Here is a 26976-nt window from a genome sequence, read left to right as displayed (position 1 = left end):
CCGCGCGCGCGCGAGGCGAGGTCGTCGTCCAGCTCGTCGTTCAGCAGGTAGGGCAGGCGGCGGAAAAGGTCGAGGCTCCTCGCGCCCCGCGATGGGGCGCATGATCACATCGGTGGGGTTCACTGCACTTCCTCAGGTGAGGTGTGCCCGCTCACGCCCAGGGTTCAGCGTCCGGCCGTACCCCGGGAAGGAACCGGCACGACGTTCTTGGCACACATCGGCTCGTCCCTCCTCTCGTCGTCGTAGGTCTGCGCCTGTTCTATCGGACGTGCCACTCGGCCGGCCAATCCTTTTCCGCCGCGAAACCGGCCGGCCGGTGGCCCTCCTGTTCCTCGCCGGAGCGCCGCCGGGGCGCCGCCAGGGCGGCCAGCGCGGTGGTCACGGGGACGGCCGCGATCAGTCCCAGCGTGCCGACGATGCTGCGGATGATCTCCTGGGCGAGGACGGGGTTGCGCAGCACGTCTCCGAGCGGCTGGTCGCCGACGCTGAACAGCAGCAGCAACGGCAGCGCGGCCCCGGCGTACGCGAGGACGATCGTGTTGATCACGGAGGCGATGTGGGCCCGGCCGACACGGGCGGCGGCGCGGTAGAGGCGCCCGAAGGTGTAGCCGGGGTTGGCCACGGCCAGTTCCCCCACGGTGGCGGCCTGGGTCACGGTGACGTCGTCGAGGACGCCGAGCGCACCGATGATGATCCCCGCGAGCAGCAGGCCCTGCCCGTTGATCCGGTAGTTGCTGTCGAGCAGGAACGAGCTGTCGTCGGTGACCCCCGCGAGGTGCGCCACGTCGATGGCGAACGCGGACAGCAGGCCGGTGAGGGTGAGGCTGACCAGCGTGCCCAGCACCGCCATCGAGGTCGCGATCGTGAAGCCGTGGGTGAGATAGAGGACCGCCAGCATGATCGCGGCGGAGCCCACGATCGCCACCAGGGTCGGCGGCTCACCGGCGAGGATCGCGGGGACGACGAAGGTCAGCAGCAGGACGAAGGTCACGGCCAGCCCGACCAGCGCGGTCAGTCCGCGCCAGCGCCCGAAGGCGACCACCGCGAGGGCGAACGCCGCGACGAACAGCCACAACGGAGCGGACCGGTCGTGGTCCGACAGCAGATACTCGGGTGCGTCGAGCGCTCCGTCCGGCACGTGGACCAGCACGACGTCCTCACCCACCGCGAACCGCTGCGCACCGGGACCGGTGGGCAGGTCGGTGGTGACGGTCCGGCCCTTCTCGGACCCGCTCGTGATCGTGACCCGGACGTTCCCGCAGGCGTCGGAGCCCGGCGCCGCGGGCGGTCCGGCCGCCTGCTCGTCCGGTGCGGTGGGGCACGGTTCGGGGACGATCTCGACGATCGTCCCGTCGACCTGCCGCAGCGAGGACGAGGACGAACCCGACGGCCGGCCGTCGCCCGGCCACAGCCATATCAGGGCGGCCACCGTCGCCAGAGCGACGGGAACGATGACGGCCAGCGTCGCCACCACGGTCCGGCGGGAAACGGGCAGGGCGGTCGTGCCGTGGCTGTGATTGGCGCCCATCTGGACGTACGTCTCCTCGCATCCGGGTCGTGCCGCACCGATGCTAGGGGGTCCAGCGGGGAGGCTCACCCGGCTGCGGGGCGGCGAATCCGAGAGAGGCGGGCCCGGGCCTGCTCCCGGTGGGACCTGCCCGCACCGGGAGCGTGTCGTCGTACGGCGGCTATCCGCCGGAGGCGCCGCCCGATGCCGGGCCGGGCGGCGCCTGCGTCCGGCCCTACCGGGCCGTGGTGGGGATGTCCGGGGTCACTTGCAGTTGCCCCACGACAGGCGGCCACCGCTCGCGATCTCCCCGTCGACGCGCGTGTCGGCGATCGTGCCGTAGTACTTCACGCACTTGCCCTTGGCGTTCAGCTTCACCGGGCCGGCGTAGTACTTGTACTTCTTCAGGTGGTCGATCTTCTCGACCGTCCTCCCGTTCGGCTGCCGCACCATGAGCTGGGCGGAGGTCCTGGTGGGCGTGCCGACGTACGCCGACTTGATGGTGACGACGCAGTTCTGCCCCGTCGAGCGGTTGTAGAGCAGGTAGACGCGCCCGAAGACCTGCCCCGAAGCGGTCTTCACCGCCCGGCTGCCGTCGTGCTTGACCTTGCCGAAGCCGGCGCCGCACACCCCCTCGGGGGTGTAGCCGGCGGAGATCGCGTATGCCGGGTTGGCGACGAGCCCTCCGACGGCCAGCGCCGCTGCGACGACGACCGTACTCGCGGACCTGCGCATACGTTGTCCTTTCCCAACCGCCGCCCACCGTCCGGGCGGCGTCCTGGCGATCATCCTTGCGGATCATCAACCAGGAGATGACCGAAACAGTCAAATTTGGGCAAGGCGAATCACTTCGGCGCTGCGAGTACGGCCTCCGCCAGGGCCCGCGCGGCCAGGGCGGGACGGGCGCCGGGCCGGGTGACGGCGTGGGCCAGCACGCCGTCGATGAGCACGAGGAGTTGGTCGGCGCCCGCATCAGGATCGGGGTGCCCGTGGCGGGTCAGTTCCGCCGCCATCAGCCGGTGCAGTCCCTCCTTGAAGGCCCGCACCTCGGCGTGCGCCGGATGCGCGGGGTCGGTGAGCGCGAGCTCGGCCGCCGTGTACCGGCACCCGCGGAACGCCGGCCGTGAGGTGATCACGTCGAGCTCGTCGAACACGGCCAGCACCCGCTTGCGCGGATCGTCCCCGGCCTCGTTCATGACCTGGCGGTAGCGGTCCAGGCCGCCGTCGCTGCGCAGCACCTCGGCCACGAGGCCGTCCTTGCCACCGAAGTGCTGGTAGAGCGAGCGCCTCGCGACATCGGCCTGCTTGAGGATCGCGTCGACGCCCACCTGCACGCCCTGGCTGTAGGTGAGCTCCCTGGCGGCGTCGAGCAGCCGCTCGCGGGGGCCGGGTCTCGTCGTCACACGACGATTGTGGCACGGGCTTGACAGTAGATCAACCAGTCTATCTAATTGGCCGCGTCGTATACCGATCGTTCTATCTATTTCGGGAGTGCCAATGACCCGCGCGGGGACTCTCCCCACCGTGCTGACCGGTGTCTTCGTCGCGATCCTCGACTTCTTCATCGTCAACGTGGCGATCCCCACCACGCAGCGGGATCTGCACGCCGGACCGGCCGCCGTCGAATGGGTGGTCGCCGGATACGCCCTGGCGTACGGCTCCGGACTCGTCCTGGGCGGACGCCTCGGCGACGTGTTCGGCCGGCGCCGGATGTTCGCCCTCGGCCTCGCCCTGTTCACGCTGGCGTCGGTCGCCTGCGGGCTGGCCCCCGACGTGGGTTCGCTGGTGGCCGCCCGCGTCGTCCAGGGAGCCGCGGCCGCCGTCCTCGCCCCGCAGGTGCTCGCCGTCATCCGCACCGCCTACAGCGGCGCCGCCCAGGCCAGAGCCGTCAACGCGTACGCGCTGACCATGGGGCTTGCGGCGGTGTTCGGCCAGTTGGTGGGAGGCCTGCTCATCCAGGCCGACCTGTTCGGGCTCGGCTGGCGGGCCTGCTTCCTGATCAACGTCCCGATCGGCGCCGCCGCTCTCGCGGTGACCTGGCGGACGGTTCCGGAGAGCCGCGCGGCCGGTGCCGTACGGCTCGATCTCGGCGGGGGCCGCCCTGGTCACGCTCGCGCTGGCGGCCACGCTGCTGCCGCTGATCGAGGGCCGCGAGCAGGGGTGGCCGGCGTGGACCTGGGTGTCGTTCGCCCTGGCCGTCGCGCTGCTGCTGGCCTACGCCCGGCGGCGGCACGACTCGCCGCTGATCGACCTCGCCCTGTTCCGTGAGCGCGCCGTCACGGCGGGGCTGCTCACCAACCTCGCGTTTTCGATGGGCATGGCGGCGTACTTCTTGATCTTCGCGATGTACTCCCAGGAGGGCCGGGGCCTGGACGCGCTGCACGCCGGCCTGGTCTTCACGCCGATCGGCGCGGGCTACCTCGCGGCGTCGCTGCTGGCGCCGCGCCTGGCCGGGCGCTTCGGCCGTCAGATCATCGCGTTCGGCGGCCTGACCAGGGCGATCAGCCTGACCGTCCTTCTGGCCGCGGTCGCCGGAAACGCGCCGATCGGCTGGCTGGTGCCCGTGCTGGCCGTCGACGGGGCCGGCATGGGGCTGGTGCTGGCGCCCATCATGGGCACCGTCCTGTCGAGGGTCGCCCCGCACCACGCCGGCGGCGCCGCGGGCGCCCTCACCACCGCCCAGCAGGTCGGCGGCGCCCTCGGCGTCGGCATCATCGGCATCGTCTTCTACAGCGCCCTGTCCGGCGGCGTCACCGTGGCGTTCCAGCACGGACTCGTCTATCTCATCGTCATCACCCTGGCCATCGCCGCTCTCGTCCAGTGGCTTCCCCGCGCCAGGGCCGCGGCCTGACCATCTCACCTCCTGGGTCGCCGGACTCATCGGTGTGTGTCAGGGGGAATCTCAGGGTGATCCCGGACGATGTGCTCGGGTCCTCCATCGACCTCCGCGACCTCGACGCAGTCTCCGCCGTTGCTTCCCGAAGCTCGGTGGCGAACGTGGTCCGCGTCACGGTCAGCCGGGACAAGGACCTGCTCATCGTGGACGTCCACGACCCCTGCCCCGCGCTCCCCCGGCTACGTCAGGCCGGCGCGCTCGACCTGCACGGCCGGGGACTCGCGATCGTCCGGGCCTTTCCCACCACTGGGGCTGGGCCCTCACCCCGTACGGCAGGTCCGTCTGGTTCCAGCTCCTCGCCTGGCTCTGACCGGGCGACGCCGGGGGCGTCACGGGGTCAGCGGGGGCGCCTTCCTGGCGGAACCGCGATAGGTCTCGGGGTCGTACCGGCGCTCGTTGTCGTCCAGCTTGGCGTTCGCGGCCTCGGCGAGGTCGACGCCCAGCGCGTCGGCCAGCCTGACCAGATACAACGTCACGTCCCCGAGCTCGGCGCGAACTCTGCGCATCGCCTCCTCGTCGAGTTCGCCCGACTCCTCGGCCGTCAGCCACTGGAACTCCGCGACCAGCTCCCCCACCTCGCCAGCGAGGGCCATGGCGAGATTCTTGGGCGTGTGGAACCTCTCCCAGTCCCGCACGCGTACGAACTCGCGCAGCCGGGCGGCCAGATGTTCCAGTTCACCGCTCACGGCACCCGACCCTACTCGTGCGGCCGTACCGCGCCGTGGGTGAGGCCCTCGGCCACCAGACCGGCCAGGTCCTCGCCGAGCGCGGCCGCCTCGCGCAGGGCCGACCGGAACTCGGCCAGGCGCCGGAACGCCTCGCCGTACCTGCGTTGCTCCTCCAACGGCAGCAGCGGCAGCTCCGCACGACGTACGTCCACCCGATAACGCGAGGACATGGAGGTGTAGTGGCGGACGTTGACCGACGCGCAGAGGAACCCGGCGAGGAAGTCGGGGTCGAGCACCTCGGGATCCGGCCGCAGCAGGGACAGGTAGGGGCCGAGCAGGGCATCGCCCTTCGTCAGCACCCGCGCGACCGGGGCGGCCACGACCTGCGGCACCACGACGTCGCCGGGCCGCGTGACGATCGGCCTCGCCCCGGCCTGCTCAGAGGATCCCGACGCGGGCCGGTCTTCGAGCACGTCCTCGACGGTGAGCACCGGCGCCCCCCGAGGGGGTTCCTCCCCCGGCCGGGCCGGCGTCTGCTGCTCCAGGACGAGCATGCCGCGCCGCACCAGCTCGGGCAGCGGGACCAGGGCGAGCTCGTCCGGCGGCGCCGCCACGGCGGACGGCAGCAGCCCGGAGACGGTCCGCAACACCTCGGCGAGCCGGGAACGGGCTCCGGCGATCCGCTCCGGTGACAGGTCGTCGGCGGCCGTGGACAGGTAGCGGGCGGGAGTGAGGTCCACGTCCTCGTCGAGCAGGTCGACGAGCGGCACCGACCTGCTCACACCCGGCTCGTCCAGCTCGCGCCCCGCGCCGAACTCCCGCCACGCCTCGACGGCCACCCCGGCGTAGTCGTCCGGCCTGCCGGAGGTGTCGACCATCAGCACATGGCTGGGCGTGCCGCCTTCGGCGGGCTGGCACAGGATCCACAGCGTCAGGCCGACCGCCACGTTGGGCACGGCGCCCTGCGGAAGCGTGATGACCGCGCGCAACGCGCCGCGCCGCAGCAGCTGGGACCTGATCCGCCGGCCCGACCTCCGGCTGGCGACGGCCGGGGGCATGAGGAGCACGGCCACGCCTCCCGGCGCCAGGTGGGCGAGCGCGTGCTGCACCCAGGCCAGCTCCGGCTCCACCCGTGGCGGCAGGCCGTACTCCCACCGGGGGTCGGCCGTCAGCTCCTCGTATCCCCAGTTGCGGTCGTTGAACGGCGGGTTGCACACCACCGCGTCCACCAGTTCGCCGGGGAAGGCGTCCGCGCGCAGGGAGTCTCCCGGCCTGATCCGCGCGTTGTCGCAGCGCAGCGCGAGCCGTACGGCGGTGAGCCGGGCGGCCACCGGATCGACGTCCTGGCCGAGCAGCCGGGCCCCGGGCGAGCGCTCCAGCGCGCGGCCGAGGATGCGGCCCGAGCCGCAGGCCGGGTCGAGGACGGAGCCGAACCCGTCGCCCACGAGGTCGAGCGTGAGCGTGACGATCTCGGCGGGGGTGGAGTAGACGCGCCGGGTGTGCACCTCGAAGTACCGCTCGCGCAGGAACTCGAAGGTGTCGCGGACGCCTCGTTCCGCGGCCAGCCGGGCGATCGAGCGGACCAGCGGCACGCGGGTCGCCGGAACGGTCTCGGGGAACGCCTCCGCGCTGACGGTCTCCGCGCACGCCGCGCGCACCCGGGCCGGAAGCTCCCGCGCCACCTCCTCGTCGGTCCCGGCCGAGAGCCTGTCCCAGTCGTCCGCCTCGTGCCGCACGTACACCAGGAAGGCCCCGAGGTCGGCGATCAGGTCGGCGAGGTCGTCGTCGTCGACGGTGGTGCGCAGGTCCTGCCAGAGCCACTCGTCCGGAGGGAGGTCCCTGCCCTCGGCGTGGCCGCGCAGCCACTCCCGGATCTCCGCGAGTGAGAACGCCGGGCTGGTGGACGTGCCTCCCACGGGCTCGGGGAAGTCGTCGTGCCTGCGCCGCCAGTTGCTGACCGCCGCACGTCCCACGCCGGCCAGACGGGCGATGTCCGCCGCGGTGACGTGTACGTCTCGCCGCACGCCGCTCCGCCTCCCGCCAGTTCTCCGATCAGACCGGACCATATCCGATGCCTCGGACATGGGCAACGTCGCGCCAAGTACTGGTTGATTGTGTCAACACATGCTCTAATGGACGCCAGGAGTTGACATGGAAGGGAGCAAGGATCGTGAGCACTCCCATCACACGCCTCAGGTCACTGCGTCGCGGGCGCGCGATCCATCTCCTGGACATCGAGAACCTGACCGGGTCCCCCCTCCCGACCACCCACGACGTACGGCGGGTGATGAGCGCCTACCAGCACACGGTGCCGGTCGGGCCGCTGGACCAGTTCATCGTGGCGGTCAACCACAACGCGCTCGTCTCCGTGGGGATCGCGCTGCGCGGGGTGCAGTTGCTGGCCCGCTCGGGACCCGACGGCGCCGACCAGGCCCTTGACGAGGCGGCCCGTACGGCCCGGGTGGACCTGCGGTTCGAGCGGGCGGTCATCGGGTCGGGGGACGGCTACTTCGCCGACCTGGCCCTCTGGCTGGCGGGCCGCGGCCTGCACGTCACCGTCGTCTCCCAGCGCGACCACCTGAGCTGGCGGCTCTACACCGCGGTCCCCGACACCGTCACCTTCGAGCTGCCCGTCGCCCGGGCCGCGTGAGGCCTACCCTCGCCGGAGCGGCGTGGGCAAGATGAGGGAATGATCGACTATTTGGTGATCGGGGCCGGGTCGGCCGGATGCGTCCTGGCCAACCGGCTGTCGGAGGATCCGTCCGTCCGCGTGCTGCTCGTCGAGGCGGGCGGCGCCGACCGCCACCCGCTTTACCAGGTGCCCAAGGGGTTCGGGAAGCTCTTCGACGATCCGCGGAAGGTCTGGCACTACCGGACGCAGCCGTTCGGTCCCGACGGGCAGGCCGAGATATGGCCGCGCGGCCGGGTTCTCGGCGGGTCGAGCTCCATCAACGGCATGGTGTACAACCGCGGCCACCGCGCCGACTACGACGAGCTCGTACGGCTCGGCAACCCCGGCTGGGGCTGGGACACGATCCTGCCGATCTTCCGGGCGATGGAGGACAACGCCCTCGGCGCCACGGCGACCCGCGGAGCGGGCGGGCCGCTGCACGTGTCCCCTCCGCGCGACCCCGATCCCCTGTGCGACGAGATGATCGCCTCCGGTGCGTCGCTCGGCCTGACCCCGATGCCGGACGTCAACGAGTCCGACGACGAACGCGTCGGCCACGCGATGGCGACCATCAAGGACGGGCGGCGGTTCAGCGCGGCCCGGGCCTTCCTGCACCCCGTACGCGACCGGAGCAACCTCACCGTCGTGACCGGGACGACGGTCACCGGGCTGCTGTTCGACGGCGACAAGGTCGTCGGGGTCACCGCCCGGGACGCCGGCGGCGCCGTGGTCGAGTATCGCGCCGCCCGGGAGGTCGTCCTGTCCCTGGGCAGCCTGGGCACGCCGAAGCTGCTGCAGTCGTCCGGCATCGGCCCGGCGGAGGTGCTGCGGGCGGCCGGGGTGGAGGTCAGGCTGGACCGGCCGATGGTCGGCGCCCGAATGCGCGAGCACCGATGCCTCGCGCTGAAGTTCCGGCTGAAGGACGACCTCGGCTACAACCGCATGCTGTCCACGCCGCTGCGGCAGGGCGTCACCGCGCTGCGCTACCTGCTCAACCACAAGGGACCGCTGGCCGCGCCGGCCTACGACGTGATCGCCTTCCTCAAGACCCGGCCCGAGCTGGACCGGCCGGACGCCCAACTGCTGATGGGGCCGTGGTCGGTGGCCACCTACCGGGCGGGTGAGACGGTCACGGTCGAGCGGCAGCCCGGGGTCTCGGTCGTCGCCGAGATCCTCCGCCCGACCGCGGAGGGCAGCGTGGCCATCACCTCCGCCGACCCCGGCGCGCCGCTGCGCATCGAGCCCAACTACTTCGGCTCGGAACACGACCGGCGCGTCGGCGTCGCCCTGTTCCGCCGGATGCGGGAGTACTTCGCCCAGGAGCCGATCGCCGGACGGCTGGCGTCCGAGACGTTCCCCGGGCCCCAGGTCGGCTCCGACGAGGAGATCATCGACGCGGCGCTGGGCGGCGGCTACTGCGGCTACCACGCCATGGGCACCTGCGCCATGGGCCCGGGAGACGACGACGTGGTGGACTCCCGACTGCGCGTGCGGGGCCTCGACAACCTGCGGATCGTCGACTGCTCGGTGCTGCCCACCATGATCTCGGGCAACCTGAACGGCCCCATCATGGCGATGGCCTGGCACGCCGCGGACCTCATCCTCGGCAGGGCCTGACCGCTCAACGCCGCACCAACTCGGTGCGGACTGGGGCATCCTCGGCCGGCCGTTCCCGGCTCTTGGCGGATGTCCTCGCTTATGCACTCACTGATCACAACCGTGAGACCGGGCGACAGGAGATACGGAAGGATACTCATCGTGACGGAGACCAAGCGCGCGTTGCTCAGCAGTGATTCCATCGGCGCGATCGCCGACATCACAGGGTCGATCGCGGACGCCGAACGGGTCCTCGCGGCGGTGGGCATAACGCTGAAGCGCAGGCCCGTGACGCGACACGAGGACGCGGTGATCGTCCCCAGCACCTCCAGCCACGTGTCGCACACCCTTCGGCTTCTCGATCTCACCGATGTCGGGGTGGTGAGCGCCGTCTTACAGGCGGCGGCCCGGTTCGCGGAGATCTACGAGGCACAGCCGTCGGCGGACCGAGGTCGGCTCGTCCGTCTCCGCCACTGCCTGGCCCTCGACGGATTTCCGCTCGATCCCACCGGCGACCCCATCGCAGCCATCCGTGCCCTGGGCCTTGCGGCGTCGAGCGTCCTCGTCGACGCCTCGGCCATCCGGGTGGAGCTCGCCCGCCTGGAGCGGTCGCTCGACGAGGATCCGAGCCTTGCCATCGGCAAGGCCAAGAACCTCATCGAGGCGACCGCCAAGGCCGTCCTTCTGCAGCGGGGACGGCCCGTCCACGGAAGCCCGAATGTGCCGACCCTGGTGAACGACGCGATGACCGCGCTCGGCGTGCACCCCGACCAGGCCGATGCCACAGGCTCTCCGGTGGTCCGCGAGATGCTGGCCGGGCTGCGTGACGTCGCCCTCAAGGTGGGGACCCTCCGCAACAAATTGGGGGACGGCCATGGCCCCACGTCCGCGGTCACGGGCGTCTCCGCGAAGGAGAGCCGTCTCGCCGTCCGCGCCGCCATCGCCTGGTCCGCCTATATGCTGGACGCCCTGAGTGAGCCGGCGGCGAACTCAGTTTGAGGTCATCCGGCGAACGAACTCCTCACGAAGATCGGCGAGAAGCGTCAGGCCGCTCTCCGTCTCGGCGTGCCAGAACTCCCAGCCGTTCAGCTTCCCGCCGCCGGTCGCAGCACCGGCGGCACCCGACGGACTGTCGAAGATCTCACCGTCAAGCTCGATTCTGCCCTCTGACGTGACGATGGCTGTCGTTTCCGTTCCCCGCTTGAGGTTCACGAGCCGGGCCCCGACCTCGAGGAGTCCCTCATCGATCAGGTGCGAGAGGGTCGCGCCGAAGACCTCCGTGCGTTTGAGGGCGGGTCCCGGGTCGCCGGGCGCCGGATATTCGGGCTGGTACGAGGAATTGGCGAGTAATGCGAACGCGTCCCGCGTAACCTGCGCCATCAACCGGCGCCTCTCGGCGAGGAACGCCGGGTAGTCCATCTCCGTCCAGCCGTCGGGGAGGGCGTGCAGATAGGACTGCCGGGACAGTTCGGTGGCGGACAGACCCGCCTCGGCGACCTCCTCCGGCCAGTACGCGGACGGCGCCTTGTCGGAGATGGCGATGTTTGTGTGCCACTCCACGAGGGCCATGTTGGCGATCTGATTGATCTTGCCGGTGTCGGCCACCTTGAGGTTCTGACGCAGATGCTTGCGCGGGAACAGGTGGTGACGTTCGAGGCCCTTCTTCGCCGTGATCGCCGGGTCGAGCCGCGTACGGACGCCGATCCGCGACAGTAGTGCGGGGGCGTCGTGGATGTTGAGGGCCGCGATGTAGGCCATGAGCGCCGGCGACTTCGACGCGGAGGTGGCCAGGTCGTTGGGGAGCCTGATGGTCCAGAAGTCGTTCGTCAACGTGTCGTTGATCGTCTTGTCGACCACCGCACAGAAGCCCTCGGCGTCGCCGGGGGTCACGGCGTCGAGGAGGGCGAAGTCGCGTTCCGCCTGCGTCTCGAAGGATCCCGAGTAACGGCTCGTCATGTGCGCCATGAAGAACCACCGCGCGATGAGCTCACGGAGACGGCGGATCGGCACCTGGTAATGCACCCTACCGAAGAGCCACATCGCGTAGCTGAAGAGGATGGCGTTGTCGCTAGTGATCATCTTGCTGCCCCGGAAACCGGCGCGTTCCAGGCAGAGAAGGAATTCCTGCCAGTGCGTGAGGTTCAGAACGTGCTTCTGCGCCTCTTCCAGCCGGGCGAACTGGGCCTGTCTGCCTTCCGGTGAAAGGTCTCCCGATGCCAGATCACGCCCGCGCAGCAGGGTGTAGACGTTCTTGAGCACCGCCCGCCGGAACGCGAGCGCGACGGTGACGCGGAGAAGCTGCGGCGGCTGGGGCTGGATGTACCAGTTGAAGGGGGATGCCGTATCGAGCTCCGGTTTCTTGCTCAGCCGGCTGAAGTCCTCCAACTCCCGGCGGCCCTTCTCCCAGAACACGCTCATCAGGGTCAGAATGAAGTCGGCCTGGTTGAGCGTGACGCCCTCGCTGTTGATGCGGACGAAGATCTCGGCCACCCGCTCCTCGTCGACCGACCGGGCGAGCTCCGTCACGTTGAACACGTAGTTGCTCAGTTCATGCACCCGGTGAAGGCGGTCCTCGATGCGGTCGCGCTCCTCGACGTCGATCTCGCGGCGCGACTCAAGCCGGTGGAGGAACTCCCGGACCGTCTGTCGGATGTTGGGGGTCGTCCACATCACGCTGATGTCCGGGACGAACTCGGGGTCCTTCTCGATCGCCGCGTCGGTGACGGCGAACGTCTCGTCGGAGGGGCGGAAGGCGATCCGGATGCGGGTCTTCGTATAGTCCTCCCGCAGGACCTCCTTCCCCTCCATGACGGCGTAGAGCGAGGTGAGCCGCTGCTGGCCGTCGACAATGAGATAACGGGGCACCTTCCGGGCCGAGCCGATCTGCCGGGCGCCCGGATCGGCGTCGGTCTCCCAGAAAAGCAGGAACCCCACCGGGAACCCCTTGTACATGGAGTCGAACAGCGAGCGGACCTTCGTCGCCTGCCAGACGAAGGGCCGCTGGATGTCGGGCAGCGCGATATCCCCGTGATCGATGGCCTGAACGAGAAAGCTGACGGAATAAGTGGCGTTCCGATAGAGCACCACGGCCATGATCACCTGCCTTCGAGACGACAAAACACGGTGATCATGACTCTAATTGGCGAACTCCTTACTCTGCCGTGACTGTCTCCGGACCGATCGCCTGGGACTCCAAGAAAATCAGACCTCCGTGACGGCCAGGGAGCGGCCCGGCAGGTCGAGAACGTCGTCGGTCAGGCGGGCGGACTCGTCGGAGGCGAGCAGGATCCGCGACGCGGCCAGCCGTACGGGGACCGGGCCTTCGGCGAAGTTGGCGGCGATCCGCAGCGAGCCGCGTTCGATCACCAGGACGCGCCGCTCCTCGTCCACCTCGACCCGCACCCGGTCGAGACGGGGATCGGTGAGATCGGGATGAGACTTGCGGAGCGCGAGCAGGTCGCGATACCAGCCCAGCAGCGAGGCGTGCTCGTCCTTGGCCAGCTCCTCCCAGTCGAGCTTGGAGCGCAGGAAGGTCGTCTCCTCGCCCGGCTCGGGGGCCTTCCAGTCGTAGCCGAAGCCCTCGAACTCCTTCCTGCGCCGTTCGCCCTCGCCCTCCGCCAGGTGCGGCTCGAAGTGGTCGGTGAAGAAGTAGAACGGGGTGGTCGCGCCCCACTCCTCGCCCATGAACAGCATCGGGGTGAACGGCGAGGTCAGCAGCAGCCCGGAGGCGAGGCGGAGCTGCTCGGGCCGCATGCGGTCGCCCTCGGGCCGGTTGCCGATCTGGTCGTGGTTCTGCGCGCAGCAGACGAACCGGTGCCCGGGAATCCCAATCGCCGGCCTGCCGTGCGAGCGCCCCCGGAACGTCGAATAGGTGCCGTCGTGGAAGTAGCCGGACGTCAGCACCTTGGCCAGGGACGACAGGGTGGCGAAGTCGCCGTAGTAGGCGTTGGTCTCCCCGGTGACGTTCGCGTGGATGGCGTGGTGGACGTCGTCGTTCCAGCTCGCGTGCATGCCGAGGCCGCCGGCCTCGCGCGGGGTGACCATGCGGGGGTCGTTGAGGTCCGACTCGGCGATGAGCGTCAGCGGGCGGCCGACCGCGGCGGACAGCGCGTCGACCTCGGCCGACAGCTCCTCGAGGAAGTGGACGGCGCGCTTGTCGTGCAGGGCGTGCACGGCGTCGAGGCGCAGCCCGTCGATGTGGTAGTCACGCAGCCACTGCAGGGCGTTCTCGATGAAGTAGCGCCGCACCTCGTCCGAGCCGGGCCCGTCCAGGTTGACCGCGTCGCCCCAGTAGGACCCCTTCGCGTCGTGGAAGTAGGGCCCGAACTTGGCGAGGTAGTTGCCCGAAGGCCCGAGGTGGTTGTAGACGACGTCGAGGATCACGCCGAGACCGGCCCGGTGGCAGGCGTCCACCAGGCTCTTGAGCCCGTCCGGCCCGCCGTACTCCTCGAAGACCGCGTAGAGGTCCACGCCGTCGTAGCCCCAGTTGCGCTTTCCCGGCACGGGCGGCACCGGCATGATCTCGACGAAGTCGACGCCGAGCTCCACCAGGTGCTCCAGCCGGTCGGCCACTCCCCGGAAGGTGCCCTCGGGCGAGAACGTGCCGACGTGCAGCTCGTAGATCACCCCACCGCGCAGGTCGCGGCCGAGCCAGTCCTGGTCTCTCCAGGTGAACCTGTCGTGGTGGTAGACCCGGCTCGGGCCGTTCACCCCGTACGGCTGCCGCCGCGTCCGGGGGTCGGGGAACGGCCCATCGCCGTCCACGAAGAAGGCGTAGTCGAGGTCGTGCTCGTCGCCGGGGGCGGTCCACCAGCCGCCCTCCCCCCGGGACATCATGTGCCGGGCGCCGCCGTACTCGACCTGGACCCGCACCGCCTCGGGCGCCCACACCTCGAACATGCGCATCTCCCCCTATCGGACGAAGCCGTCAGCCTTCGAGAATCGCGACCGGGTACGCGGACAGCAGGTCGGCCATCCGCACCTCACCCGCGTGCTCGGCGCCGGTGAGCAGGTCGCGCCAGCGCCCCGGCGGCAGCGTGATCGTCTCACTCCCCCAGCCGCCCCTGCGCTCCAACCCGACCGGTAGCCGGGTCGCGACCACGACCGCCGCCGTCCCCTGCCCGGGAACGCCCCGCGTGAACGCGATCGCGTGCTCCCCCGCCTCGACCGGCGCGTACGGCGCCTCGGGGTCGAGCCGCCGCCGCAGGCGGAGCGCGGCGGCGGTGACACGGATCTTCTGGCCGTCCCAGCTGTCGTCGGGCTCGGCCAGCAGCCGGCGGCGCCGCTCGAAGTCCACCGGCCGCCGGTTGTCCGGGTCGACCAGCGAGAAGTCGGTGATCTCATTGCCCTGGTAGACGTCCGGGATGCCCGGCATGAGGAGCTGGACGGCCTTCTGCCCCAGCGAGTTGACCCGCGCGTACCGGTCCACGACCTCGGTGAACGAGGCGACCGAGTAGCCGCAGGCGTCGATGGCCCGCCGGGCGAAGTCCCTGATCCCCTCCTCGTACGCCGGGTCGGGGTTCAGCCAGGAGATCGACGTCTTGGCTTCGCGCGCGGCCTTGAGCAGGTAGTCGGTGAAGCGGTCGAGGCCGATCGGCCAGGCCGCCATCAGCGACTGCCAGGCGAGGTAGTCGAGCTTGGGGTCGAACGACACGGCCGCCGTCCAGGAGTCGACGGCCATCGTCCACTCCTCGGGCATCTCCGACAGCACCGCGAGACGGGCGCGCACGTCCTCCGACCGCTTGGTGTCGTGGGTGGACAGCGTGGTCATCGTCCGCGGCGGCAGCCCGGCGCAGAACTCGTGGAACTCGGCGGGCGACACCCCGAACCTGTCGGGCTCCCCGCCCACCTCGTTGAGGCAGGCCAGCGGATACCACCGGTAGAGCGCGGTGTCCTCCACTCCCTTGGCCATGACCGGCCCGCAGGTCTGCTGGAAGCGGGTGACCGCCTCGGGCGGGCCGTACAGGACGAGGTTGGCGGCCTTGGCCACCGCATCGGGGTCGGTCCTGGTGGCCGCCAGCCCGGCCGCCTCCTGGATGATCGCCTCGGATTCGGCGGACGGCTGCTCGCCCGGGTTCACGTACGCCCGGTAGACGGGCATCGCGACCAGCAGTTCCACGACGGCGTCGCGCAGCTCCGGGTCGCCGAGATCGTCGGTCAGCCGGTCGACCTCCCCCCGGAAGAACAGGTCGATGACGTACTTCTTGGAGTCGTGGCGCACGGTCTCGTAGTCGTCGCGTACGCCGGTGTGGCGGCCGAACGTCTCGATCAGCGCGTCACGGCCGGCCGGGTCGACGAACAGCCGGGTGACCATGTTGAGCGCGTCGTATCCCGTGGTGCCGTCGCACGGCCAGTCGGCGGGCAGCCGTTCGCCGTCGATGAGGATCTTCTCCACCCACAGCGGGCCGGGCACGTGCGGGCGCAGCCACCGCAGGTAGCCGCGGGGGTCGGCCAGGCCGTCCGGGTGGTCCACGCGCAGCCCGTGGATCACCCCCTCGTCGATGAGGCGGAAGGTGACGGCGTGGGTGGCCTCGAAGACCTCGGGGTCCTCCACGCGCAGGCCCATCAGCGACGAGACGTCGAAGAACCGCCGGTAGCCGGGGCTCTCGCGCCAGTGGGCCAGCCGGTAGTGCTGGGCCTCCAGCAGCTCCGGCAGCGGCAGGTGCTCGGTGCCCGGCCTGATCGGGAACGCGTGGTCGTGGTAGCGCAGCACCTGACCGTCCACGCCGTCGTCCACACGCAGCGCCTCGTCGGCGTCGTCGCCGAGCAGCGGCAGGGTGACCGGCCACTGGAAGTCGAACCACCGGGAGGCCGGCGACCCCGGACCGTCCCGCAGCGCCGCCCACAGCTGGGCGTTGTCCGACTCCGGCACCGGCACGGTCATGTGGTTGGGCACGATGTCGGAGACCAGCGGCATGCCCTCGGCCGCCAGCGCCCGCAGGCCCTCCTCGCCGCCGAACTCCTCGCGTACGCGGCCGTGGTCGGTCACGTCGTACCCGTGCTGGGACTCCCGGCAGGCCTGGAGGATCGGCGACAGGTAGAGGTGGCCTGCCCCCAGGTCACGGAGGTATCCGACGAGGCTCGCGGCCTGGGCGAATCCGAAGTCAGGCGTCAGCTGCACCCGATAGGTAGAAGTCACCGAACCGCCTTTCGCAGCGCGTTTCCGGAGGTCGTGTTCATAGTGCACGTCACGAGCGCGCCCCGGCCAGCACCGCGACGGCCAGGAGAAGCGACGGACGGGAGAAGCGACGGACGGGAACCCCTCTTGCCCGGCGCGACGCGGACTAACGCCGCATCGCACTCTATTCGGGCATCGGTGCTGGTCAGGAGCCCAGCACGGGCCCGACCCGGCGCAGCACCCGCACCGATCGGCCGCTGACGGGCACGGCCTCGCCGGCCCGGCACACCCGCGACTCGCTCAGCACCGGCATCGCCGTGTCCAGCTCGGTCGCCCACAGCTCGCCGTAGTCGTCGGGGATCGTGAACTTGATGACCTCGTGGTGGGCGTTGAACAACAGCAGGAACGAGTCGTCGCGGATCCGCCGGCCGCGCCGGTCGGGCTCGGTGATGGCGTCGCCGTTCAGGAACACCGCCAGCGCCTTGGCGTAGCCGTTCGTCCAGTCGGCGTCGGCCATCTCGGCGCCGGACGGCGTGAGCCAGGCGATGTCGCTCAGCTCGTCGTGCGATCCGCGTACGGGCCGGCCGTAGAAGAATCGGCGGCGGCGGAAGACCGGGTGGTCGCGGCGCAGCCGGGCCAGGCGCCGGGTGAAGTCGAGGAGCTGGCGCTTCTCCCTGGTTCCCGCGTCGTCCCCGGTGGTGGAGCTTCGGGCGCCGGCCTCGAGGATCGTGCCCCAGTCGACCCAGCTGATCTCGTTGTCCTGGCAGTAGGAGTTGTTGTTGCCCTGCTGGGTGCGGCCGATCTCGTCGCCGTGCGACAGCATCGGCACGCCCTGCGACAGGAACAGCGTGGCCAGGAAGTTGCGCTTCTGGCGCTCGCGGAGCTGGGCGACCGGGCCGGTGGCCGGGCCCTCCACCCCGCAGTTCCAGGAGCGGTTGTCGTCCGCGCCGTCGCGGTTGTCCTCGCCGTTGGCCTCGTTGTGCTTGTCGTTGTACGACACCAGGTCCTGAAGCGTGAAGCCGTCGTGGCAGGTGACGAAGTTGATCGACGCGGCCGGGCGGCGGCTGTCGTCCTGGTAGAGGTCGCTCGACCCGGTGAGGCGGCTGGCGAACTCCGGCAGCGCGGCGGGCTCGCCCCGCCACAGGTCGCGGATCGTGTCGCGGTAGCGGCCGTTCCACTCGGTCCAGCGGGCCGGGAAGTTGCCGACCTGGTAGCCGCCGGGTCCGACGTCCCACGGCTCGGCGATGAGCTTGACCTGCGACAGCACCGGGTCCTGCTGGACGAGGTCGAAGAACGCGCTCAGCCGGTCGACCTCGTGCAGCTCACGGGCCAGGGAGGCCGCGAGGTCGAAGCGGAAGCCGTCCACGTGCATGTCGCGCACCCAGTAGCGCAGCGAGTCCATGATCAGCTGCAGCGCGTGCGGGCTGCGCATCAGCAGGCTGTTGCCGGTGCCGGTGGTGTCCATGTAGTAGCGCCGGTCGTCCTCGACCAGCCGGTAGTAGTTGGCGTTGTCGATGCCGCGCATCGACAGGGTCGGGCCCAGGTGGTTGCCCTCCGCCGTGTGGTTGTAGACGACGTCGAGGATCACCTCGATGCCCGCCTCGTGCAGGGCCTTCACCATCGCCTTGAACTCCAGCACCTGCCCGCCGCGCTGCCCGGAGCTGGAGTACGCGTTGTGCGGCGCGAAGAAGCCGATCGTGTTGTAGCCCCAGTAGTTGGACAGCCCCCGCTTCTCCAGCATGTGGTCGGTCACGAACTGGTGGACCGGCATGAGCTCGATCGCGGTGACGCCGAGCGAGGTGAGGTGGTCGATGATCTCGGGGTGGCCCAGCGCGGCGTACGTGCCCCGGATCCGCTCGGGGATCTTCGGGTGGCTGATCGTGAGGCCGCGCACGTGCGCCTCGTAGATCACCGTGTCGTGGTACGGCGTGGCCGGCGGCCGGTCGTGTCCCCAGCCGAAGAAGGGGTTGACGACGATCGACCTCGGCACGTACGGCGCCGAGTCGCTGTCGTCCCGGCTGTCCGGCTCGCCGAAGCGGTAGCCGTACACCGCCTGGTCCCAGTTGACCGAGCCCTCCACCGCCTTGGCGTACGGGTCGATCAGCAGCTTGTTGGGGTTGCAGCGCAGGCCGTCGGCGGGCGAGTAGGGCCCGTGGACGCGGTAGCCGTACCGCTGGCCCGGACCCACCCCGGGCAGGTAGCAGTGCCAGACGAAGCCGTCCACCTCGCTCAGCGTGACGCGCTCCTCGTTGCCGTCGTCGTCGAACAGGCACAGCTCGACGCGCTCGGCCACCTCGGAGAAGAGCGCGAAGTTGGTGCCCGCGCCGTCGTACGTCGCCCCGAGCGGATAGGAATCCCCCGGCCAGATCTCCCTCACTGGACCTCCTCGCCCTCCGGCTCGGCGGTCACGCCGGGAAGGTCCCGGAGCCCACCGGCTCTATGGTCGCGCTCGCTCGCGGCCCGGCCCCTGCCGGGAAGCCCGCCTGCGAGATCGTGGTGCTGGATGTCGTTCACAAGACATCGTGCCTGCCCAGAAAAGGCTTCGACAGTCCCGCCACGTTAACTGCGTGTATGGCAACGGGTTGAACCGCCCATCAACGAGCAAAGCACCGGTGACCTGGACCGACTCGTCTCGTACGGACGTGGGGCGTCCGTCCCGTCCGTCACGGACCGCAGTCGTCCGGCGGTGACTCACCCGGGATCGGGCCTGCCGGCGAGGCCGCGTACGGCGCCGATCACCCGGGCGACGCGGTCCCCGGTCGCGGTGGGCCCGTGGGCCGAGGCGATCGCGATGATCTCCATGGCCGCGAGCCGGTCGACGTGGCGGCCGAAGATCCGCGGGTCGAGCCAGCGGTGCCAGGGGCTGAGCCCGGCGCCGAAGGCGCGCACGGCCTCCAGGTAGTCCTCCAGCGGGAGGTCCCCCGCGTCCGCGGTCGCGACCGGCGTCCCGGCCCCGAAGCAGTCGGCCGCCCAGTAGACGCCGCTGCGGTCGTCGTACAGCCCTCGGGTCGCGGGCGCGTCGTAGAGCGGGGGCCGCACCGCGGTCAGCCGCCGGTCGCCCGCGTCGAACGACTCGTCGTCGACGATCCGGCGCGTACGGCCCGGCGGCGGCGCGAAGCCGCGCCCGGGACGCGGGGGCGAGCCGGTGACCAGCGTCGCGTCCGGGCACATCTCCAGGGCGACCTCCAGGTTGCCCGCGTGGTCGGGGTCGTCGTGGCTCAGGAAGATCCAGCGCACGTCGCGCGGCTCCACGACGGAGAAGACGTCCTCGGTCCAGCGCTCGCGGTGCTCGGCCGCGCCGGTGTCCACGATCACCGGCTCGCGCCCGGTGATGACCATCGAGTTGACGTGCGCGTATCCCGCCGCCGCGGGTTCGATCACCGGGACGAGCACCACGTCGGGCGCGATCCGCCAGGGACCTGTCAGCTGTGTCTCCATGCCGCACAGGCTCGGCGGGCGGTCTTGTTCCGAACTTGGCGCGGGCTTGCCGGGGTTCAGCGTCCCGCGTGGCGCTCCCGGGCGGCGACGACCTCGGGCATGCGCTCCTCCGTCCAGGCGATGAGGGGAAGCAGGCGCTCGGCGGCCTCACGGCCGAGCGGGGTGAGGCTGTATTCGACCCGCGGCGGGATCGTGTGCTCGGCCTCCCGCAGCACCATGCCGTCGCGTTCCAGCGCCTGGAGGGTCTGGGACAGCATCTTCTCGCTCACCCCGTCCACGCGGCGGCGCAGGGCGTTGAAGCGGTAGGGCCCTTCGTACAGGGCCGCCAGCGCCAGGATCGCCCACCGGCCGGTGATCGTCTCCAGCACGGTGCGCGAGGTGCACTTCCGCGAGAAGACGTCGGCGACGAGGTCCTCGAACTCCTCCATGGCGGCCAGCTTACGCTCTCGAAGTACTTTCTGATAGAAAGCACTAACCACTAGAAAGCACTGTGGAGGAGAAACCATGATTGTCGTGACCGGAGCCACCGGGCACCTCGGCCGGCTGGTCGTCGAGGATCTCGCCGCGCGCGTCCCCGCCTCGCGGATCGTCGCGGCGGTGCGCAGCCCGGAGAAGGCGGCCGACCTGGCCGAGCGGGGCATCCAGGTGCGCGAGGCGGACTACGACCGCCCCGCCACCCTGGAAGCGGCGTTGGAAGGCGCCACCAGGGTCCTGCTCGTGTCCGGCACCGACCCCGGCCGGCGGGTCGGCCAGCACAAGGCCGTGGTGGACGCCGCCCGGGCGGCCGGCGCCGAACTGCTCGCCTACACGAGCATCCCGCGCGCCGACACCACCCCGCTGGGCCTCGCGCCCGACCACAAGGCGACCGAGGAGTACATCCGCGCGAGCGGGCTGCCCTTCGCCTTCCTGCGCAACGGCTGGTATCACGAGAACTACGTCGCGGCGGCCCGGCAGGGCGCGCAGAGCGGCGTCATCTCCGGCAGCGCCCGCGACGGCCGCGTCGCCTCGGCGGCGCGCGCCGACTTCGCCGCCGCCGCGGCCGCCGTCCTGGCAGGTGAAGGGCACCGCAACGCGGTGTACGAGCTGACGGGCGACGTCGCCTGGAGCATGCCCGAGCTGGCCGCCGTGGTCTCAGAACTGTCCGGTACGCCGGTCGAGTATCGGGACCTGCCCGTCGCCGAGTACGCCAAGGCGCTGGAGGCGGGCGGCCTGCCCGGACCGGTCGCGGCCCTGTTCGCCCAGATCGACGCCGGCATCGCCGACGGCTGGCTGGGCGAAACCCCCGGCGACCTGTCCCGCCTCATCGGCCGCCCGACAACACCGCTGCGCGACACCCTCGCCGAGGCCCTGAAGAACGGGTGATCACACGCGGTCGAGCAGGGCCAGGATCGGCTTCTCGTACAGGGCCGCCCCTGAACGGCGGACGAGAGCGAGCGCGGCGCGCAGGCGGCGGCCCGCGGCCTCGCGGTCGTCTCGCGCGAGCGCCAGGCGGGCCAGGCACAGGTCGGTCACCGACCAGCCGAGCAGGCGGCCCTGATGCGGCAGGAGCAGGTCGTGCAGCGCCGCCGCCGCGGCCGTGTCGCCCAGGGCCAGGCACGCCTCGCTCAGCAGGTCGGGGACGAACCGGTAGGCGAGATCTCCTCGCATCGCGGCGAAGCCGTCGCGGGCCAGCCCTGCGAGGATCTCGGCGGCCTCGTCCCTCCTGCCGAGGTCGAGCAGGGCCGCGCAGCGCAGCACCAGCCATCCGGGCTGGCCGGGCCGCCGCGCCAGCGCCTCCTCGGCCGGCGTCAGCGCCGCCGCCGCGTCACCCCGCGTCCGCGCCGCCAGGCGCGGAAGACGCCGCCCGGCTCTCGGCGTGGTCGCGGCCGAAGGCGCCCTCCGGATGGAGCCGGGCCGACTCCTCCGCCTCCGCCACGGCGCGGCCGGGGTCGCCGCGGAGATAGGCGTGGATCGCCGACAGCCAGGCGGTGAGGCTGAGCAGGGCGGGCTGCCTGATCCTGCGCGCGGTGTCCGACAGCCACGTCAGCAGCAGGTCCGCCCGCTCCAGCTCGCCCTGTTTGACCAGCTCGACGTGCTCGGCCTCCCGGGCCAGCCATTCGGCCACCAGGTCGCCGGTCCGGCGGGCCACCTCGGTCATCTCGTCGATGGCCGCCTGCCGCTCGGCGTGCCCGGCGACTCCCCGCGAGAGGATCTCGTACGCGCTGAGCGCCCGCAGCAGCGACCCGTCGTCCCCGCGCAGGCGGGCCTCCCGTACGGCCTCGGCCGCGAGCGCGCAGCTCTCCTCGACCGGCCGGGTGAAACAGCCCGTGACGGCGAAGGCCGCCAGGAGCTGCGACCGCCAGGGTGAGCCCTCCCCCTGGCTCCGCAGCGCCCGCTCGATCCGCCCGGTCAGCGCGCCGCCCGCGGCCCACTCCTCGTACATCGCCCACGACAGCGGGTCGGAGAACCCGAGCGCGGCGCGGGCCAGCCGGTCGTCGTCCCCGAGCGCGTCGGCGATCTCGGCCGCCTCCTCCAGCGTGGCGTGGACCTGCGTGCTCATCCCGGCCGCCGACTGCGCCTCGGCGAGGCCGAGCAGCAGGTCGCACCGCAGCTCCCGGCTCTGCCTCGCGGCGGTCACCGGAAGCTGGCCGGTGAGGGCGACGGCGTGCCCCAGGTGCTCGACCGCGTCCTCGTAGGCGAACTGGGCCATGGCGTGGGCGGCCGCCTGCCGGGCGTACTCGATCGCCTTGGCCGCCATGCCGGAGATGACCAGGCCCTCGCGGTAGTGGTGCGCCAGCTCGGCCAGATGCGTGCCGCGCCGCTCGAGCACGGCCGCGATGCCGGCGTGCAGGCGCGCCTGCGCAGCGGGGCGAGGCCGTCGCGCAGCACGTCGCGGACGATGTCGTGAGCGAACCGGTAGACCATGTCGTGCTCGGTGAGCAGGCGCGCCCGGACGGCCGCGTCGAGCACCTCGAGCACCTCGTCGCGCGGCACGTCCATCACGTCGTGCACCACGTCGAGCAGCACGTCCAGCGGGGCGTCGCGGCCCAGCAGCGCCGCCGCCGACAGGACGCCCGGCGCGCCCGGCGGCATCGCCGCCATCCTGCCGCGCAGCACGTCCGCGACCGCGCCCGGCACCTCGCCGCCGTCCAGGTGGACCAGTTCGCCCAGGAAGAAGGGGTTGCCGCCGGTCCGCCTGGCCACCTCGGCCGCGCGCGTCGCGTCCGCGCCCGCCCGCCGCAGGTACTCGGCGATGGCGTCCTCGCCGAGGCCGCCCAGCGTGAGCCGCTCGACCTGCGGGAGCCGTACGAGCGTGGCGAGCGTGCGGGCCAGCGGCCCGCCCACCTCCGTGTCGCGGTACGTCGCGATCACGGTCAGCTCCGGGCACGCCCGCGTGGTGGCGAGGAACTCCAGCAGGCGCAGGGACGAGGCGTCGGCCCACTGGAGGTCGTCGAGGACGACGAGCACCCTGCCGTGCGCCGCGGCGTGCTCGGCGACGAGCCGGGCGAACGCCTCGTACAGCGCGAACTCCCCGGTCGCGCCGAGCATCTCGGCCAGTTCGCCGTGCCGTCCGGTGAGCTGCCGTACGGCCTGGGCCCAGGGCCAGAACGGCGGCGCGCCCGTGCCGTCCCAGCAGCGGCCGAAGACCGCGACCGGCGCGCGCGCCGCGCCGTCCTCCGCCAGGCTGGTCTTGCCGATGCCCGGCTCGCCCGCCACGAGCACGATCCGCGGGCCGCCCGCGGTGACGGCGCGGCGCAGGACCCGTGATTCGGCGCCCGCCCGACGAGCGCGCTCTCCCGCTGTCCGGCGTCCACCGTGTCCGCCCCGGCGGCGGAAGCGAGGCCATGGGAGGTCGCGGGCGGGGGCGTCAGCGCGGGGTCCTGCTCCAGGATCCGCCGCTCCAGCTCACGGGAGCGCGGATCGGGGTCCAGGCCGAGTTCGCCGACGAGCAGCCGGCGGCCCTCGGTGAGCAGGGCGAGCGCGTCCGCCTGGCGGCCGGCCTGGTAGAGGGCGTGCGCGCCGAGCCTGCGCAGCCGCTCGCGCAGGGGATGCGCCGCCACGAGCCTCGTCAGCTCGGGCACCAGCGCCCGCCCGAACCCGAGCGCGAGCTCGGCCTGGGCCGCGTCCTCGACGATCGAGAGCCTGAGCTCCGCCAGGTGGGCGATCTCGTCGCGCGCCCAGGGCTCGTTCTCGAACCCCGACAGCGGCTCGCCCCGCCACTCCTTCAGAGCCAGGCGGAGCTGCCCGGCGGCTCCCGCGTGGTCGCCCGCCTCCAGCAACCGCCTGCCCGCCGCGACGGCGGCGCCGGCGCGGCCGAGGTCGAAGCTCTCGGGCGGGAGCTCGACCGCGTAGCCGCCCGGCCTGCTCACCAGCACCGACGGCTTCGCCCTGCGGACCCGGCCGGGTTCGAGCACGCGCCGCAGCTTCGACACGTACGCCTGCACGGTGTTGACCGCCCCCGGCGGCGGCTCCTGCTCCCAGAGGGCGTCCACGATCCTGGCCGTGCTCACCGGACGCGGCGCGGCCAGCACGCACAGGGCCAGCACCGCCCGCTGCTGGGAGGGCCCGATGTCGAGCGGCGTCCCTCCGTCGTCGAGCACGACGACCGGGCCGAGCACGCGGAACTCCAACGCGATCCCCTCCGGTTGCGGTCCCCCGAATGTATCCCGCCGCAGGAGGAGTTTTCGGACGATCGGCGGACGATCCACGACAAACGGTCAGTGACGGGAGCCGCGGGCGCGGGTGCGCCGAAGCAGACGGCGACGCGGGTCGGCGGCCCGGCCGTCGGTGTGCAGCCACAGGTTGACGCCGGTCCCCCCGAGCGCCGAGGGCTCGATCCGCACCCCGCCGCCGGTCGACTCGGCCAGGCGCCGGGCGATGTCGAGGCCGAGCCCGGTGGAGCCTGCCCCGCTGTTGCCCCGCCGCAGCGCCTTCTCCGGATCGGGAATTCCCGGGCCCGCGTCCGCGACGAGGATGCCCACCATGCCGCTCCCCCGGTGCAGGGTGACGCGGAAGGCCGTCCCCTGCGGCGTGTGGCGGAAGACGTTGCCCAGCAGCGCGTCGACCACCGCGCCGAGATCGGCCGCGGCGACCGGCACCGGGCTGGGCTGTCGCGCCGACCGAGCTGCCACGGCCGCGCCTGGTCCTCGGCGAGCGCCGACCAGAAGGCGAGCCGTTCCCGCAGCACGAGCGCGGCGTCGCAGCCCGCCGGCACGGCCCGGGACGGCCGCCGGGCGGCCTCGATGATCTCGTCCACGGCCTGTTCCAGCCGGTCGATGGCGAGCCTGCGCTGCTCGGCCTCGGGGCCGGTGCCGCCGAGGTTGAGCCGCAGCGCGGTCAGCGGGGTGCGCAGCCGGTGCGACAGGTCGGCGGCGAGCTCGCGCTCGGCCGCGAGCAGTCCCGCCACCTGGTCGGCCATCGCGTTGAACGCGCGCCCGGCGGCCACCAGCTCGGGCGGGCCGTCCGGGACGATGCGCACCGTCAGGTCGCCCGCCCCGAGGGCCGCCGCCGCCTGCCCGAGCCTGCGGGCCGCCCGGACCACCCGGGCCCCCAGCCGGTCGGCCACCACCACCGACCCCACCACCAGGGTGACCGCGACGCCGGTCAGCACGGCCCAGGAGGTGGACACGCCCTTCCTCGCGTCCGCCTCGGGCGCGTACACCTCGATGACGGCCCGCCGCCCGCCGCCCAGCGCGACCGGCCTGAGCAGCACGTATCCCTTCCTTACCGGCACGGTCCTGGCGCTTTCCGCCGCGCCCGCGACGTCGGCCGCCGTGACCCGGGAGCGGCCCACCGTACGCCCGCCGGAGAGGTGGACGGCCAGGCGTGAGGTCCCCACCGGGGTGCTGGCCAGTGCGCGCTCCAGCGCGGCCGCGTCGTCGGTCACCACGAGGGCGGGCACGATCGTGGCGGCCTGGCGCTCGGCGTCCGCGAGCGCGCGGCTCTCGGCGATCTCCTTGACCGCCACGGCCAGCGGGATGAGGAAGGCCAGCGCGACCATCGCCGTCACGGCCACCGCCACCAGGGCCAGGCTCCGTCTCACCGCCGCTCCCGCTCAGGACCTCGGGGCTCAGCCCTCGGCAGGGGGGCTGAGGCGTACGCCGACACCCCGCACGGTGTGCAGATATCGGGGACGGGAGGCGCTCTCGCCGAGCTTGCGCCGCAGCCAGGACAGGTGGACGTCGATCGTCTGATCGTCCCCGTACGACTGCCGCCACACCTCGGCCAGCAGTTCCTTGCGCGAAATCACGCGCTCGGAACGCGCCGCGAGGTAGGCCAGCAGGTCGAACTCCCGGCGGGTGAGGTCGAGCGGCACGCCGTCGAGGCGGGCCTCCCTGCGGTCGGCGTCGACGACCAGGCCGCCGACCCTCGCGACGGACGACGACGCCCCGGGCCTGGCTCGGCGCAGCACGGCCTCCAGGCGGGCGTTGAGGTGGTCGCCGGAGAACGGCTTGATCAGGTAGTCGTCCGCGCCGCCGCGCAGCAGGCGGACGATCTCGGCCTCGTCGTCCCGCGCGGTGGCCACGATGACCGGGACGTCGGAGATCGCCCGGAGCATCTTCAGCGCCTCCGCGCCGTCGAGGTCGGGCAGTCCCAGGTCGAGGACGACCACGTCGGGGGCGGCGTGGGCGATCTCCCGCAGGGCGTCGAGCGCCCGGCCCGCGCTGCGGACCGCGTGGCTGCGCCCGGTCAGGTCGCGGATGATCGCGGACCGGACGAACTCGTCGTCCTCAACCACCAGAACGGTCGCCATGGGGCAGAAACGTACACGCCTACCCGGTACGGCGTCCCGGGAAGAGCGATCCGAAACATAGGGAATTGCGGCTATTTAAGGCATGCACAAATCCATAGAGGTTGCCCGAAAACAATCGAGCGGCCAATCGGATGGCGAGATAGAGTGAGCGGCCACATGAGAAGGGCCGCCGGTTACTTGATCGCCTGGTGCGGGGCCACCGCGCTCGCCGTCGGCGTGTCCTGGCTCGGCGTGCGAGACGTGCTGCGCAGCGCGATCCTGGACGAGGCCGCCCCTCGCCCCCCGTGGTGGCCGTCGCCCGCGTCCCCTGTCGGCCTCGCCGGGCCGCCCCCGTCCCCCACTCCGCGGGG

At 71.8% G+C, this 26976-nt stretch carries 22 protein-coding genes and 3 pseudogenes; 7 read left to right on the top strand and 18 right to left on the bottom strand.

The genetic code is table 11. The features are described 5' to 3' along the window. Positions 1 to 259: 259 nt before the first annotated feature. From B1L11_RS38490 to B1L11_RS38480, 3 genes are all read right to left on the bottom strand, one after another. Positions 260 to 1528: a YibE/F family protein gene (locus B1L11_RS38490; RefSeq protein WP_079320173.1), complete on the bottom strand. Its 1269-nt coding sequence runs from the start codon at positions 1526 to 1528 to the stop codon at positions 260 to 262. A gap of 243 nt (positions 1529 to 1771) precedes the next feature. Next, entirely contained in the window at positions 1772 to 2242 is a 471-nt protein-coding gene (locus B1L11_RS38485; protein WP_079320172.1) for a hypothetical protein, read from the bottom strand. Between the two features lie 110 nt (positions 2243 to 2352). Then, entirely contained in the window at positions 2353 to 2910 is a 558-nt protein-coding gene (locus B1L11_RS38480; protein ID WP_143737859.1) for a TetR/AcrR family transcriptional regulator, read from the bottom strand. A 94-nt stretch (positions 2911 to 3004) separates the two neighbouring features. On the opposite strand from B1L11_RS38480, the gene B1L11_RS49020 reads away from it, so the two are divergent. Next, the gene (locus B1L11_RS49020) at positions 3005 to 3775 is read left to right on the top strand and encodes an MFS transporter (protein WP_218671559.1); all 771 of its coding nucleotides are present in this window, start codon (positions 3005 to 3007) and stop codon (positions 3773 to 3775) included. After that, a complete protein-coding gene (locus B1L11_RS49015) occupies positions 3687 to 4358 on the top strand; it encodes an MFS transporter (RefSeq protein WP_218671560.1) in 672 nt (223 codons plus the stop codon). Before B1L11_RS49020 ends, B1L11_RS49015 begins: the two co-directional genes overlap by 89 nt. Before the next feature lie 374 nt (positions 4359 to 4732). Here B1L11_RS49015 and B1L11_RS38470 read toward each other — a convergent pair whose 3' ends face one another. Both B1L11_RS38470 and B1L11_RS38465 read right to left on the bottom strand, forming a co-directional pair. Next, positions 4733 to 5089: a nucleotide pyrophosphohydrolase gene (locus B1L11_RS38470; RefSeq protein ID WP_079320171.1), complete on the bottom strand. Its 357-nt coding sequence runs from the start codon at positions 5087 to 5089 to the stop codon at positions 4733 to 4735. An 11-nt stretch (positions 5090 to 5100) separates the two neighbouring features. Beyond that, positions 5101 to 7095 carry an N-6 DNA methylase gene (locus tag B1L11_RS38465; RefSeq protein ID WP_256863249.1) on the bottom strand — a complete coding sequence of 665 codons (1995 nt, stop codon included), beginning with the start codon at positions 7093 to 7095 and terminating at the stop codon, positions 5101 to 5103. A gap of 146 nt (positions 7096 to 7241) precedes the next feature. Here B1L11_RS38465 and B1L11_RS38460 point away from each other — a divergent pair, with 146 nt between their 5' ends. The 3 genes from B1L11_RS38460 to B1L11_RS38450 all read left to right on the top strand — a co-directional run bounded on the left by B1L11_RS38460 (position 7242) and on the right by B1L11_RS38450 (position 10337). Next, complete coding sequence (locus tag B1L11_RS38460; protein ID WP_079320169.1) at positions 7242 to 7721, top strand: NYN domain-containing protein; 480 nt, start codon at positions 7242 to 7244, stop codon at positions 7719 to 7721. A gap of 39 nt (positions 7722 to 7760) precedes the next feature. Then, positions 7761 to 9359, top strand: coding sequence for a GMC family oxidoreductase (locus B1L11_RS38455; protein WP_079320168.1), 1599 nt, complete (start codon positions 7761 to 7763; stop codon positions 9357 to 9359). A gap of 141 nt (positions 9360 to 9500) precedes the next feature. Beyond that, the gene (locus B1L11_RS38450) at positions 9501 to 10337 is read left to right on the top strand and encodes an abortive infection family protein (protein ID WP_179155521.1); all 837 of its coding nucleotides are present in this window, start codon (positions 9501 to 9503) and stop codon (positions 10335 to 10337) included. Here the strand turns inward: B1L11_RS38450 and B1L11_RS38445 are convergent. The 6 genes from B1L11_RS38445 to B1L11_RS38420 form a co-directional block, all read right to left on the bottom strand. Continuing rightward, a complete protein-coding gene (locus B1L11_RS38445; protein WP_079320174.1) occupies positions 10329 to 12431 on the bottom strand; it encodes a DUF262 domain-containing protein in 2103 nt (700 codons plus the stop codon). The genes B1L11_RS38450 and B1L11_RS38445 overlap by 9 nt on opposite strands. Positions 12432 to 12539: 108 nt before the next feature. Beyond that, positions 12540 to 14237, bottom strand: a complete 1698-nt coding sequence (treZ, locus tag B1L11_RS38440) for a malto-oligosyltrehalose trehalohydrolase (RefSeq protein WP_143737857.1) — start codon at positions 14235 to 14237, stop codon at positions 12540 to 12542. A gap of 28 nt (positions 14238 to 14265) precedes the next feature. Beyond that, positions 14266 to 16476, bottom strand: a complete 2211-nt coding sequence (gene treY, locus B1L11_RS38435; protein ID WP_143737856.1) for a malto-oligosyltrehalose synthase — start codon at positions 16474 to 16476, stop codon at positions 14266 to 14268. A gap of 184 nt (positions 16477 to 16660) precedes the next feature. Continuing rightward, entirely contained in the window at positions 16661 to 18832 is a 2172-nt protein-coding gene (gene glgX / locus B1L11_RS38430; RefSeq protein ID WP_079320164.1) for a glycogen debranching protein GlgX, read from the bottom strand. A 314-nt stretch (positions 18833 to 19146) separates the two neighbouring features. After that, on the bottom strand, positions 19147 to 19893 hold the full coding sequence (locus B1L11_RS38425) for an MBL fold metallo-hydrolase (RefSeq protein WP_079320163.1): 747 nt from the start codon (positions 19891 to 19893) through the stop codon (positions 19147 to 19149). A 56-nt stretch (positions 19894 to 19949) separates the two neighbouring features. Continuing rightward, on the bottom strand, positions 19950 to 20321 hold the full coding sequence (locus tag B1L11_RS38420) for a helix-turn-helix domain-containing protein (protein WP_079320162.1): 372 nt from the start codon (positions 20319 to 20321) through the stop codon (positions 19950 to 19952). 76 nt (positions 20322 to 20397) lie between these two features. Here B1L11_RS38420 and B1L11_RS38415 point away from each other — a divergent pair, with 76 nt between their 5' ends. Next, on the top strand, positions 20398 to 21255 hold the full coding sequence (locus B1L11_RS38415; protein ID WP_079320161.1) for an SDR family oxidoreductase: 858 nt from the start codon (positions 20398 to 20400) through the stop codon (positions 21253 to 21255). Here B1L11_RS38415 and B1L11_RS38410 read toward each other — a convergent pair whose 3' ends face one another. The 7 genes and pseudogenes from B1L11_RS38410 to B1L11_RS38390 form a co-directional block, all read right to left on the bottom strand. After that, entirely contained in the window at positions 21256 to 21630 is a 375-nt protein-coding gene (locus B1L11_RS38410; protein ID WP_079320160.1) for a hypothetical protein, read from the bottom strand. 67 nt (positions 21631 to 21697) lie between these two features. Continuing rightward, positions 21698 to 22702 (bottom strand): hypothetical protein, encoded by a 1005-nt coding sequence (locus tag B1L11_RS47480; protein ID WP_179155519.1) that lies wholly within the window; start codon positions 22700 to 22702, stop codon positions 21698 to 21700. Positions 22703 to 23319: 617 nt separating this feature from the next. After that, a pseudogene (locus B1L11_RS53025) lies at positions 23320 to 23589 on the bottom strand (hypothetical protein); the annotation flags it as partial. A 182-nt stretch (positions 23590 to 23771) separates the two neighbouring features. Further along, positions 23772 to 24383: pseudogene (locus B1L11_RS53020) on the bottom strand (BTAD domain-containing putative transcriptional regulator); the annotation flags it as partial. 207 nt (positions 24384 to 24590) lie between these two features. Further along, positions 24591 to 24941 (bottom strand): sensor histidine kinase KdpD, encoded by a 351-nt coding sequence (locus B1L11_RS53015; protein WP_256863251.1) that lies wholly within the window; start codon positions 24939 to 24941, stop codon positions 24591 to 24593. Between the two features lie 218 nt (positions 24942 to 25159). Then, positions 25160 to 25873 (bottom strand): annotated as a pseudogene (locus tag B1L11_RS53010) (HAMP domain-containing protein); the annotation flags it as partial. A gap of 69 nt (positions 25874 to 25942) precedes the next feature. After that, on the bottom strand, positions 25943 to 26626 hold the full coding sequence (locus B1L11_RS38390; protein ID WP_079320157.1) for a response regulator transcription factor: 684 nt from the start codon (positions 26624 to 26626) through the stop codon (positions 25943 to 25945). Between the two features lie 156 nt (positions 26627 to 26782). On the opposite strand from B1L11_RS38390, the gene B1L11_RS46100 reads away from it, so the two are divergent. After that, a partial coding sequence (locus B1L11_RS46100) for a hypothetical protein (protein WP_218671558.1) occupies positions 26783 to 26976 on the top strand: 194 nt, incomplete at its 3' end.

Origin of the sequence: Microbispora sp. GKU 823 (assembly GCF_002027145.1) — a bacterium.
In the GTDB taxonomy this organism is placed as follows: domain Bacteria; phylum Actinomycetota; class Actinomycetes; order Streptosporangiales; family Streptosporangiaceae; genus Microbispora; species Microbispora siamensis.
The sequence above is the reverse complement of the archived record's forward strand: the minus strand, read 5'-3'. Positions and strand labels throughout refer to the sequence as shown.

What these genes read in the sequence shown, in the direction of transcription:
- B1L11_RS38490 (WP_079320173.1), bottom strand. Translation starts at nt 1,528, where the DNA reads ATGGGCGCCAATCACAGCCACGGCACGACCGCCCTGCCCGTTTCCCGC.
- B1L11_RS38485 (WP_079320172.1), bottom strand. Translation starts at nt 2,242, where the DNA reads ATGCGCAGGTCCGCGAGTACGGTCGTCGTCGCAGCGGCGCTGGCCGTC.
- B1L11_RS49020 (WP_218671559.1), top strand. Translation starts at nt 3,005, where the DNA reads ATGACCCGCGCGGGGACTCTCCCCACCGTGCTGACCGGTGTCTTCGTC.
- B1L11_RS38455 (WP_079320168.1), top strand. Translation starts at nt 7,761, where the DNA reads ATGATCGACTATTTGGTGATCGGGGCCGGGTCGGCCGGATGCGTCCTG.
- B1L11_RS38445 (WP_079320174.1), bottom strand. Translation starts at nt 12,431, where the DNA reads ATGGCCGTGGTGCTCTATCGGAACGCCACTTATTCCGTCAGCTTTCTC.
- treZ (WP_143737857.1), bottom strand. Translation starts at nt 14,237, where the DNA reads ATGTTCGAGGTGTGGGCGCCCGAGGCGGTGCGGGTCCAGGTCGAGTAC.
- B1L11_RS38425 (WP_079320163.1), bottom strand. Translation starts at nt 19,893, where the DNA reads ATGGAGACACAGCTGACAGGTCCCTGGCGGATCGCGCCCGACGTGGTG.
- B1L11_RS38420 (WP_079320162.1), bottom strand. Translation starts at nt 20,321, where the DNA reads ATGGAGGAGTTCGAGGACCTCGTCGCCGACGTCTTCTCGCGGAAGTGC.
- B1L11_RS38415 (WP_079320161.1), top strand. Translation starts at nt 20,398, where the DNA reads ATGATTGTCGTGACCGGAGCCACCGGGCACCTCGGCCGGCTGGTCGTC.
- B1L11_RS38390 (WP_079320157.1), bottom strand. Translation starts at nt 26,626, where the DNA reads ATGGCGACCGTTCTGGTGGTTGAGGACGACGAGTTCGTCCGGTCCGCG.